We start from the raw sequence: 11,184 nt of genomic DNA, 5'->3' as shown, positions 1-11,184 counted from the left end.
CCCGGTGGCGCACGGCGTGCATCCTGCACGCCGCCCTTCGGGTGTGCTGGTGCTAACGCGAGTTCTAAGCCTCGCAGCGCTGGATGAACTGCGCGGCTTCGGGCTCAAGCGAAAGCCGCATGCCCTACCTGTAGGAGCGGCGCAAGCCGCGACCGCGCATCCGCACCGACGCCGCAACCATCCCTCACTCGCCCCATCCCTCCCATCACCCAAACCGATCCACCTGCGCCCGCAACACCCCAGGCCGCAACTGCCCCACCCAATCGCGATCATTCGCCACCTGCGCCCGCGCCCGACTCGCCTCCAGCGCGACGAAATCCATATCCGCATACGCCCAGCGCTGTCCGCCGCGCGTCTGCGCCAACATCCCGTCCGCCGGCAGGCCCACATCCATCGGCGCATACACCGCCGCCTCGCCGGTGTTGATGTCCAACGCCGGACTCCACAACGCCTCGCCCGCGGTCACCGCCTGCGCGACGAAACAGCGGTTTTCCAGCGCGCGCGCCAGACACCCCACCCGCACCCGGGTCGCGCCGGCCGCGGTGTCGGTGCAACTGGGCGCGATCAGCAAGCGCGCGCCGGCTTCGCATTGCGCGCGCACCGGCAACGGGAACTCGATGTCGTAACAGATCGCGATGCCGGCGCGCTGTTCGCCCAGGGCAAAGGTCTTGAGCGCATCGCCGGCCTCGATGACACCGGCCTGTTTCTCGAAACCCGTGAGCTGCAGCTTGTCCTGCCACAGGCAACCGCCGTCGGGCGCGAACGCGTAACTTCGATTGCGATAACGCCCATGTCCGGGATCGAACAGGAAACTGCCGGCGACGATATGCAGCCCCAATTCGCGCGCAAGCAGAGCGAAAAAATCCAGCCACGCGCCGTGATAGGCCTGGGTCGCGACCAGCGAGGCGTGCAGGTCGCCCTGGGTCGCCGCGCCGAAGGTCGCGCCCAGTTCCAGCGACAGGTATTCGGGCAACACCGCCAGTTGCGCGCCGCTGCGCCGCGCTTCGCTGAGCCACTGGGTCTGCTTGTCGGCGAACTCGGCGAACGTGCGCGGCGCGCCGATCGCGTACTTGGCCACGGCCACCCGCATCATGCGCGCCCCAGCGGCCGCAGCCAGAAACTCAGGGTGTGTTCGCGCTCGCCGCGTCCGACTTCGTTCCACGGCAGGCTCGCGCGCAGCTCCGGGCGATGGGTGTAACCGCGTTTTTTCCAGAACACCTCGTTGCCGCGATGAAACGGCGGCTGGCGCGGATCGCCGGGCTCGCGTTCGACCGCGCAGAACGTGGTCCAGTTGAAGCCGCCGAGCGCGCGCGCATGGGCCTCGCGCATGTCGAAGAACCGATGGCCGACGCCGCGCCCGCGGTAATCGGGCAACAGCACCGATTCGCCGCAATAGAACACGTGATCGACATCGAGCAGGTGATCGTCGAAAGCGGCGCGGAACTCGGGGATTTCATCGCTCATCGGCACGCCGGTGGACGCGCCGACCACGCGCGGGCCGTCGAAGGCCAGCACCGCGATGCTGCGCCACGAATCGCGATAGGTCTGCAGGTACTTGGCCTCGTAGGCCGCGTCGCCGTCGTACAGATACGGCCAGTCGCGGAACACCGCGATGCGCAGCGCGGCGATCGCGTCCAGATAGGGCGTGATCTCGGCGCCGCCGTAGCTGCGGATCTCGGGCATCGGTTTCTTCATGTGGGCATCTTGGGTGAGCGCGGGCGGGTCGGGGGCGGCGGGTGACAGGCCAGCCGCGCCGATGGGTTGCGGGGCCTCATCTTCCGCCGTCGTCGAGGCCCGCGCCAATCGGGGCTGGCCCCAGGCCTCGCGCCCTGGGCCGGAAACGACAGCGGCGGCAGGCATCGTGCCTGCCGCCGCCGGGGGGAACGGTCGCTTACAAAAGCCGGCCGTTTACAGCGCCGGCGGGACGCTGGGATCGCGCGGCGGAGCCGGGCTGGCCGGTGCCGGAGCGACGCTGCGCTTGACCGCCGGGCCGGCGTTACCGCCGAGCTGATACCAATCAACCTTGCGGGTCAGCGCCATGATCGCGGCCAGGATCACGAACAGCAGGCCGGCGCCGAGCACCAACGCGTTGTCTTCCGAGATCAGCAGGCCGTACAGCGCGCCGTACAGGGTCACCAGCATCGCGCCGAAGCCCAGCGCGCGCACCACGCTGCGCAACACCGCGCTGAGGTAGAACACGATCAGGCCGATGCAGGCGACGGTCGCGGCCAGATAGGCCAGGCCGAATTCGATGTGTTCGCTCAGGCTGACCAGCAGCAGGAAGAAGATCGCCAGCGCCAGTCCGACCAGGCCGTACTGGATCGGGTGGATGCGCAGTTGCTTGATCAGTTCGAACATGAAGAAGCCGACGAAGGTCAGCAGCACGAACAGCAGGCCGTACTTGGTCGCGCGATCGGCCTGCGAGTAGACGTTGACCGGATCTTTCATGGTCACCTGGACGGCGTTGATGTCGCCGCCGGCCGTGCCGTCGACCGAATCGTCGCCGATCACCGTCACCGACGGCAGGATCGTGCCGGCCTGGTACTGGCGCTGGGCGTTGGTCGCGACCGACGACACCCGCCATTCGGCCTTGAAGCCCTTGTCGGTGATGCCGTCGGAGCTCGGCGGGAAGCTGCCGCCGAAGTTCGGATGCGGCCACGAGGAGTTCAGCGCGAAGCGGTTGTCCTTGCCCAGCGGCACCAGCGCCAGCGACTCCGTGCCGCCCAGGGCGAACTCCAGCTGGGTCTGCAGGCGCAGTTGCGTGCCCGGCGCCGGCGCGGCCAGCCGCGCATGGATGCCGCCGCCGTCGCGCGCGCCCAGGCCGTCTTCGATCGCCGCCTGCGCGCCGTCGAGTTTCAGCTTGGGATCGCGCAGGCCGCGCACGTCGGCGAACGCGTAGCTCAACCACGGCTTGCCGATCACGCGGGTGATGCCCGATACCGTGGTGCCGGCCGCGGCGACCGGATTGGCCGGGATGTTCGCGGCGAAATCGGCCTCGGCCTTGCCTTGCCAGGTGTAGACCAGGACCTTGTGCAGGCCGAGCCGGCGGGTATCGGGATTGAGGTCGCCGGTGACCGCGAGCTTGTTCGGGAAGTAGGTCCAGCGGCCCTGTTCGCGATGCACGGTGTGCTTGACCACGCCCTTGTCGTCGGTCTCCGCCTCGACCCAGGTGTCCTCGTACGGCACCACCAGCGCCGGCCCCGAGAACGCCTGCGCGCCGGCATAGCTGCGCGCCACCGTGGCGACCGCCTGGGCGCGGTATTGCTGCCGTTCGCTGATGATGCCGCCGATCATCAGCAAGGGAACGAGTATCGCCAGGGTCATGCCCAGCACCATCAGCATCTTCAACCACACCCGCATGTCGTACTCCTTCCGTGACGTTGACGCGCAGCTTGGGGGCGGTGTGCGGGGAGGCGATGACGTTGCGGTGTTGGATCGGTGAAGTGGTGGTGAAGCAACGGCGAGAGCAAATCCCCCGCGCCAGTGGGCGGCGCGCATGCTTCGCGCAACGCGGGGCGCAGCCCCCTTTTGCAAAGGGGGCGATTTTTCTGAGGTTGACGAAAAGAGTCGGACGCTGCTGCCGGCGACTTGTTGGCTGTTGCTACTGCTACTGCTACTGCTACTGCTGTTGCTGTTCCCCCCTTTGGAAAAGGGGGCAGGGGGGATTCGCTTTTGCTTTGCTCTTCCACCGAGTAGTAGCAAAAGCAAAAGCGAATCCCCCGCGCCAATCAGCTACGTACAAACTTCATGCAACGCAGGGCGCAGCCCCCTTTTACAAAGTGGGCGAATTCTCCAAGGGCGAATCTTCCAGGGGCCAATTTCGCGATAACGGTTGGGCGCGAACACAACCAATCAACCGCCCTACCCCGGCACCACCAGACTCGCCACCGCCCCACCCTCATCGCGATTGACCAACGCCGCCCCACCCCCATGCAGCGACGCCACCTCGGCCACGAAGCACAACCCCAGCCCGCTGCTGCGGCTGCCGCCGGCCGGGCGCGGCAATGAGTAAAACCGCTCGAACACCCGCCCCACCGCGTAATCCGGCACGCCCGGCCCACGGTCGCTGACCTCGACCCGCTGCGATTCGCCGTCGCGGCGCAGACGCAGCACGATCTCGCCCTGCGCCGGAGAAAAATCCGCCGCGTTCTCGATCAGATTGATCAAGGCCTGACGCAACAAAAAACCATCGCCGAGCACCGGCGGCAGGTTCGGTTCCAGGTCCAGCAACAGCTTCGCGCCGGTCCGGTGCAACCGCTGCGCGCATTGCTCGGCTGCCTCCTGGGCGATCGCGGCCAGCGCCACCGGCTCGGGTTTCTCCAGCCGTTGGCGGTGTTCGACCGCGGCCAGCGCGAGCAGTTTGTCGATCATCTGCGCCAGACGCTCGGCCTGGCTGCGGATACTGCCGGCGAAGCGCGCGCGGTCGGCGTCGGCCATGGTGCCGTCGCCGGGCGGGGATTCGAGCAGTTCCGCGCTGCCGCGGATCGCCGCGAGCGGGCTCTTCATCTCGTGGGTCAGGGTATGCACGTACTGCTCGACGTACTGCTTGCCCTCCAGGCGCGTGCGCATGGTTTCCAGGGCGCGGCCGAGTTCGCCGAATTCGCCCGCCGCATCCGGCGGCGGCGCGCGCGCGCCGGCGGTGACTGCGTGCGCGTAGCGCCGCAGCAGGTCGATCTGGCGCGACAGCCACCACGACACCAATACGCCGATCAACAAGGCCACGCCCATCAGCACGAAACCCCAACGCATCACCACCGACTGGCTGCGGGCGATGAACGGCGCGATCGCGCTGTTGGGCTTGGCCACGGTCAGCGAACCCACGACCCGCCGCGCGTCGTCGCGGATCGGCGCGGCCACGTACATGATCGTCTCGTCCGGATTGTTCTGCGCGGCCGGGCTGGAACGCGCGCCGTAGCGGCCACGCAAGGTCAGGTAGACATCGTTCCAGCGCGAGTAATCCTGGCCGACATCGCGCCCGTCGCTGTCGAACACGACGATGCCGCGCGCATCGGTGATGTAGACGCGATACGTGGTCGCACGCTTGCGAAAGCCCCAGATCGCCGCGCCGACGTCGCGTTCGCCGAGCGCGCGCACGCGCTTGGCGAAATCGCCGTGGTCGATGCGGCCGGCGAGGAAATCGTCGGCCGCCAGTTCCGCCAGGATGTTGGCGGTGTCGACCAGGGTGTCTTCCATCGCCTGGCGCACGCCGGGCTTGACCTCGGCGACGAACACCCGCGCCAGCAGCAGCGCGGCGACCGCGACGATCAGGAAATACCCCAGGAAGATTCGCAGCCCGATGCGCATGCCGGCGGCCTCAGCCCAGCTCCAACGAGTAGCCCAGGCCGCGATGGGTGCGGATCGGGTCGCTGTCCGGACCGATTTCGCGCAGCTTGGCGCGCAGGGTCTTGATGTGGGTGTCGACGGTGCGGTCGCCGCTGTCGAGCGCATCGCCCCAGACCCGGTCCATCAGCTGCGCGCGCGACAGCACCGCGCCGGGGCGCTGCAGCAGCGCGGCCAGCAGGCCGTATTCGTAGCGGGTCAGGTCCAGCGCCTGGCCGCGGTAACGGATGCGCTTGCCCTCGCCGTCGTGGACGAAGCCGGCCTCGGACTCGGCCGGAATGTTCGCCCCGCCCTTGCGCCGCAGCACCACCCGTACCCGGGTGGCGAGCTCGCGCGGCGAGAACGGCTTGGTCACGTAGTCGTCGGCGCCGATCTCCAGGCCGAGGATGCGGTCGGCCTCGGCGTTCTGCGCGGTCAGGAAGATCACCGGCAGGTCGCGGTCGCGGCGCAACTCGCGGCACAGGGCGAAGCCGCCGATGTCGGGCAGGCCGATATCGAGCACGGCCAGGTCATAAGCGACCCGCTGCGCCTCGCGCAGCGCCTCGCCGCCGGTGAGGCAGTGGGTGGTCTCGAAGCCCTCGGCGCGCAGCGCGTACAGCACGGTGTCGGCGATGGCGGATTCGTCTTCTACTAGCAGGATGCGCATGGAGCCGGGATTCGAGATTGGGGATTGGGGATTCGGAACAGAGCCGACATGGCGGCCATGGTGCCCGATGCGGCGCAAAATCGCTTCATCGGCTGCGATCGGGCACGCAACGCAGCCCCAACCCGCATAATGCCCCGCGAAAGGCCGCGCCCCGCTTTTCCCAATCCCGAATCCCGAATCCCGAATCCCATGAACTATCGCCACGCCTTCCACGCCGGCAACCACGCCGATGTGCTCAAACACATCGCCGTGCTGGCCCTGTGCGACGCGCTGACCGCCAAGCCGGCACCGCTGTTCGCGCTCGATACCCATGCCGGACGCGGGCTGTACCCGCTCGACGGCAATTCGGCGCAGCGCACCGGCGAGGCCGAGGGCGGCATCGGCCGGCTGCTCGCCGAGGCGCCCAAGCAGCCGGCGATCGGCCGCTACCTCACCGCGGTGCGCGCCTGCCGCGCCGAGCACGGGCCGGCCGCTTATCCGGGCTCGCCGTGGCTGCTCGCGCACGCCCTGCGAGACGACGACCGCATCGCCGCCTGCGAACTGCAGCCGGAGGAAGCGGCCCAGCTCAAGCATCATTTCGAGAACGACACCCGCATCGCGGTCCATGCCCGCGACGGCTACACCGGGATGAAGGCGCTGTTGCCGCCCAAGCTCGGCGCGACCCGCTTCAACCGCGGCCTGGTCCTGATCGACCCGCCGTACGAAGCGCAACTGGAAGAATTCGACACCGCCCTGGGCGCGCTGCGCGATGCGTTGGCGCGCTGGCCGCAAGGCATCTACGTGCTGTGGTATCCGATCAAGCGCCGCCGCTCGCTGCAATCGTTCTACCGTCGCGCCGCGACCCTGCCGGCCAAGTCGGTGATGACCGCCGAACTGCTGGTGCGCGCCGACGATTCGCCGCTGCGCATGAACGGCAGCGGCCTGCTGCTGCTCAACGCGCCGTGGCAATTCGATCGCACCCTCGACGCGGTGCTGCCGGTGCTCGCGCGCACCTTGGGCGAAACCGCGGACGCGTCCTGCGCGATCACCTGGCTCAAGCAGGGCGATTGAGCGATCGGGCCGGCGCGCGGTTACGCGCCGGCCGTCGCCCACCGCCTGAGCCTCATGGATCGGGCGAGCCGATTCAACGCCGACGGCACCGATCCGACCTTCATCCCGCGATGTGAGCGAAGCCGTATCCACACGTCGTGCTCTGTCGATCGATCACAAACGCAACTGCGCACCCGATCACACCCTGCACTGCGTCGTCGCACGCACCATCGCCGCGATACCGCGTTGCAGTGCAGCGAGACACCCTGCCGCTCTGGTCGCCTAACGCCATCGCCGATTGCATTTCGCCCTCGCGCATCGCCATCGCGCGGCCGTCGCGAGCCGCCTGAGCAAGCGAAAAACCACTTGAATATCGGCATTTTTGTATGCCGCTTCATGCGCGGCCGAATCGCACACCTGTCAGAAAATCGCCTTGCGGCGACACCGACATTCGGCGTATGACGGCCCGTGCCCAATGACGGGCCCAGACAGGAAGTTCCCATGATCAGGAAGAAATCCACCCTTCTCGCCCTGTGCGCATTCGCCTTCGGCATCGGCATGGCGACCACCGCGATCGCCGCGTGCAACAACACCTGCCGCCTGGGTTGCGAACGCGCCTACAGCCTGTGCGATCCCAACACCACTGATTGCGAACTGAACTACGCCAACTGCTATCGCAGTTGCGGCTGCATCATCCCCTGATCGCGGGACCCGATCGCGAGATCGGGCCGGCGATTCACCCGCGGCCGGAGAGCCACCTCTCCGGCCGCGAGCCACTCGAGGCGAAGCCTCTCATCGCCGCGTCCCATGGCAACGCCGCCGCTGCATGCACCACGACCCGCCCCGTTGCGTCCGCGCCGCCTACGGCCTGCGCACAGCGTCGCGATGTCCGCGACACAATTCAACGACGCTCGTCATCCGTGTCGTTGCCTGCAACCCGTCCACACAGACAAAGGAATGCCCATGACCCGTCCGACCAAACGATCCAGGACCGCGCTGCTGTTCGCCTGCGCCTTCGTGTTCACCGCCGGGCTGTCGACCACCGCGCTCGCCGCGCTGTGCACGCCGCAGGCGATCATCAATTGCGAACGCATCCAACGTAATTGCCTGTCGAACGGCCTGCCGCCCGACGTGTGCGAGCGCGCCTACCTGGGCTGCATGGGGCGCGCCGGCTGCGAAGTGCCCTGACGCCGGTCGGCTGTCGCCGTATCGCCCTGCGCCAGCAGGCGGTCCGGCGACGGCGCCGCGCGACCGACACCGCCCGCTGCGTGCGCGCGCATCGCCGCGCGCGCGTTGGGCCACCGCGTACTCAGCCGGCTCGGCGTTGCGCCTAGCCGCCGCGCGCGGCTCGCGGCCACGGCACCGGCCGGCGCATTTCCACCAGGTCGTAGCCGGGCGCGAAGCCGTCGGCCTGTTCGCGGATCACTTCGAACCCATAGCGCGCATAGAAGTCGCAGCTGAAACGCGTGGTCTCGATCACCACCGCGTTGAAGTCTCCGTCGGTGTCGATCCGGCGCAGACGCTCGCTGACCAGAAAATCGCCGAGGCCGCGCCGATGCAGGTCGCGCCGCACCATGCCCCAGCACAGCGCGGCGACACCCGGCTGATCATCCACGCCGTCATAACCGCCGCAGGCGACGATGCCCTCGCCGGCCAGTTCGATCACCCAATACCGATCGATTTCGCGCAAGGTCTGCAGGAAATCCTCGAGCTCGACCGCGGCGAAATACTCAGGCACGTTGGATTCGAACAACGCCACGCAGGCGGCGTGGTCGTCCTCGCGGTACGCGCGCGCGACCGGCCCGCTCAAGTCGGCTCGCTCAAGTCGGCATGCTCAATAGCAATCCCAGTGGTAGGACACCCGGCTGAAATCCGCGCGCGCCAGATCGGCCGGGTCGATGAAGAAATTGGCGATGCCCGAATCGCCCCACATCAGCTCGTCGTCGCTGTCGAGCTGGAACAGCAGCACCCGCTTGTCGTCGGCGCCGCGCGGATCGTCCTGAGTGAAATCGGGATAGCCGCCGAGCTTATGGCCGCTGCGATCGAGGTAGTCGGACACTTCGTCGCTCAGGTCCTCGGCGGCGACGCGATCGTCGACGTTGGCGCTGATATAGCGCTCGGCCAGGGCGTCGATATCGGTGCCGAGCACCTTGTCCAGGCCGACATCGTGGATGCCCATGGTCTCGTGGTCGGCGCTGAAACGGATGCGCCGCGGCTTGGCCGGGTCGAACGGCAGCGCGTCGAGGCCGGCGGTCGCCGCCGGCGGCGCGATCGCCGGCGCGCTCGCGTCGGCCCAATAGACAACCCGGAAACCCTTCGGCTCGGCCAATGCGTCCATGCGCTTTGGGCCGTGCGCCGCGTCGATGGCCGCGCCGTAGAAATCGTCGCCGGAGATGAAGAACTGCAGCATGCCGCGCTCGGGATAACCGGGCATCTTCGGCAATTCGCTGAGCTGGATCTGCGCCAGCAGGAACAGCGGCTGACCCTTCGGATCGCGCGGGTAGTCGCGCCCGGCCGCCCAGTACGCACGACCGCCGACCTTGCTGACCGCGACGTCGTCGGTTTTCATCGTCTCCAGCGCGATGCGCGCCACCGGCCGCTGGGTGTTCTGCAAGGCCGGCTCGATCGGCGCCAGCACCGCCTTGGCGCGTTCGTCGTCGTCGTGGCTGCCGCATTGCGGCGCACTGCGGTCGGCGTCTTCGAGCGCGGCTTCGGCTTCGACCTGCGCGGCGGCCCGCTTGTCGCGGCTGTCGATCTTGTAATAGACGAAATAGCCCACGCCACCGGCGACCGCGAGCACCGCCGCGATGATCCCCACCGATACCAACACCGCCTTGCCCGTCTTCATCGTCCGCCGTCCATTCGCTTGCCGGTTCTCCAAGCGGATTATGGCCAAGAACCCGCCGTGAGGGCGAACCTCGTTCGCCCACAGAACTCGCCCAGAAAAAAGCCGGGGGAGCGTCTGCTCCCCCGGCCGGGTTATTACGCGACGGCGCGAGCGCTCAGTCGCCGAGTTTGAGGTCGGGCTCGAAGAAGCTCCAGCGCACTTCCGGGAAGGCCTGCTTCATCGCCCGCTCGACCGTGTTGATCTGCTCGGTCAGGCCGGCGACGCTCTGCTCTTCGCGCATCTGCGCCTGCACCGACACCATCACCTCGTTGCCGAGCTGCAGGGTGATCACGCTGATGACCTTGGCGATCTCCGGGCGCGAATCGAGGAACTCGCGGATCTGCTGCTGACGCATCGGATCCACACTCTGTCCGATCAGCATCGCCTTGACTTCGATCGCGACGAACACCGCGACGATGATCAGCAGCGCGCCGATGCAGATGGTGCCGATCGCGTCCCAGATCGGGTTGCCGGTGAACACCGCCAGCAGCACCGCGCCCAGCGCCAGCACCAGGCCCAGCAGCGCGGCCAGGTCTTCGCCGAAGATCACCACCAGTTCGGCCTGGCGGCTTTCGCGGAACCACTGCCACAGCGAGCGCTGACCGCGCGCCTTGGCCACTTCCTGCAGGCAGGCGCGCATCGACACCCATTCGGCGGCGATGCCGAACGCCAGCACGCCGGCTGCCCACCACCACTGCTTCAGCGGCTCGGGGTGCTGCAATTTATGGATGCCCTCGTACAGCGAGAACATGCCGCCGACGGTGAACAGCATCACCGCGACCAGGAACGACCAGAAGTAGATCGCCTTGCCGTACCCCAGCGGGTAATCCGGCGTCGGCGGCCGCTTGGACTGCTTGAGCCCCAGCAGCAGCAGCCCCTGGTTGCCGCAGTCGGCCAGCGAATGCACGGTTTCGGCCAGCATCGCGCTGGAACCGGTGAAGAACGCGGCCACGCCCTTGGCCACCGCGATCGCGAAATTGGCGCCAAGTGCGAACAAAATCGCGCGGGTCGAATCGCCACCACCTGCCATGACTGAACTGCTCCTTCGGGTCGAGCGGCGGAGTCTAGCATTNGCCGATGCTGGCCTTTGGATAGGCTGGGGTGGGTGCCAGTGCGAGCGATGCGGGGGGGTGCGAGCGCGGCGGCATCCGCGCAGGCGCTCAGGCCGGCGACGCGAATGAGGTCGCGCGGTCGCGGCTTGCGCCGCTCCTACAGGGGGCTGGTGTTGCTTGCCGGTGCTCGGTGCGAGTGGCATGGCCTTCCTGTAGGAGCGGCGCAAGCC

11 protein-coding genes are annotated in these 11,184 nt (G+C 67.9%); 3 read left to right on the top strand and 8 right to left on the bottom strand.

Annotated features, from left to right (window positions below):
* Nucleotides 1-205 precede the first annotated feature (205 nt).
* From ASD86_RS13845 to creB, 5 genes are all read right to left on the bottom strand, one after another.
* Nucleotides 206-1,090 (bottom strand): carbon-nitrogen hydrolase family protein, encoded by an 885-nt coding sequence (locus ASD86_RS13845; protein WP_056112720.1) that lies wholly within the window; start codon nucleotides 1,088-1,090, stop codon nucleotides 206-208.
* Nucleotides 1,090-1,695, bottom strand: a complete 606-nt coding sequence (locus ASD86_RS13840; RefSeq protein ID WP_056111410.1) for a GNAT family N-acetyltransferase — start codon at nucleotides 1,693-1,695, stop codon at nucleotides 1,090-1,092. The genes ASD86_RS13845 and ASD86_RS13840 overlap by 1 nt, the downstream gene beginning before the upstream one ends.
* Before the next feature lie 213 nt (nucleotides 1,696-1,908).
* Nucleotides 1,909-3,360, bottom strand: coding sequence for a cell envelope integrity protein CreD (gene creD / locus ASD86_RS13835; protein WP_082578337.1), 1,452 nt, complete (start codon nucleotides 3,358-3,360; stop codon nucleotides 1,909-1,911).
* Between the two features lie 501 nt (nucleotides 3,361-3,861).
* On the bottom strand, nucleotides 3,862-5,304 hold the full coding sequence (creC, locus tag ASD86_RS13830; protein ID WP_056111407.1) for a two-component system sensor histidine kinase CreC: 1,443 nt from the start codon (nucleotides 5,302-5,304) through the stop codon (nucleotides 3,862-3,864).
* A 10-nt stretch (nucleotides 5,305-5,314) separates the two neighbouring features.
* The gene (gene creB / locus ASD86_RS13825) at nucleotides 5,315-5,986 is read right to left on the bottom strand and encodes a two-component system response regulator CreB (protein WP_056111404.1); all 672 of its coding nucleotides are present in this window, start codon (nucleotides 5,984-5,986) and stop codon (nucleotides 5,315-5,317) included.
* A 189-nt stretch (nucleotides 5,987-6,175) separates the two neighbouring features.
* Between creB and rlmJ the strand changes: the two genes are divergently transcribed.
* From rlmJ to ASD86_RS13805, 3 genes are all read left to right on the top strand, one after another.
* Nucleotides 6,176-7,036, top strand: a complete 861-nt coding sequence (gene rlmJ, locus ASD86_RS13820) for a 23S rRNA (adenine(2030)-N(6))-methyltransferase RlmJ (RefSeq protein WP_056111401.1) — start codon at nucleotides 6,176-6,178, stop codon at nucleotides 7,034-7,036.
* 480 nt (nucleotides 7,037-7,516) lie between these two features.
* Nucleotides 7,517-7,717, top strand: coding sequence for a hypothetical protein (locus ASD86_RS13810; RefSeq protein ID WP_036109252.1), 201 nt, complete (start codon nucleotides 7,517-7,519; stop codon nucleotides 7,715-7,717).
* 261 nt (nucleotides 7,718-7,978) lie between these two features.
* Complete coding sequence (locus ASD86_RS13805) at nucleotides 7,979-8,203, top strand: hypothetical protein (RefSeq protein ID WP_056111397.1); 225 nt, start codon at nucleotides 7,979-7,981, stop codon at nucleotides 8,201-8,203.
* 142 nt (nucleotides 8,204-8,345) lie between these two features.
* Here the strand turns inward: ASD86_RS13805 and ASD86_RS13800 are convergent, their stop codons facing one another.
* The 3 genes from ASD86_RS13800 to ASD86_RS13790 form a co-directional block, all read right to left on the bottom strand.
* A complete protein-coding gene (locus ASD86_RS13800) occupies nucleotides 8,346-8,825 on the bottom strand; it encodes a GNAT family N-acetyltransferase (protein WP_056111394.1) in 480 nt (159 codons plus the stop codon).
* A 24-nt stretch (nucleotides 8,826-8,849) separates the two neighbouring features.
* Entirely contained in the window at nucleotides 8,850-9,863 is a 1,014-nt protein-coding gene (locus ASD86_RS13795) for a DUF1963 domain-containing protein (protein WP_056111390.1), read from the bottom strand.
* Nucleotides 9,864-10,017: 154 nt separating this feature from the next.
* Entirely contained in the window at nucleotides 10,018-10,932 is a 915-nt protein-coding gene (locus ASD86_RS13790) for a cation diffusion facilitator family transporter (protein ID WP_056111387.1), read from the bottom strand.
* Nucleotides 10,933-11,184 lie beyond the last annotated feature (252 nt).

It is taken from the genome of Lysobacter sp. Root690, from assembly GCF_001427785.1.
In the GTDB taxonomy this organism is placed as follows: domain Bacteria; phylum Pseudomonadota; class Gammaproteobacteria; order Xanthomonadales; family Xanthomonadaceae; genus Lysobacter.
The sequence above is the reverse complement of the archived record's forward strand: the minus strand, read 5'-3'. Positions and strand labels throughout refer to the sequence as shown.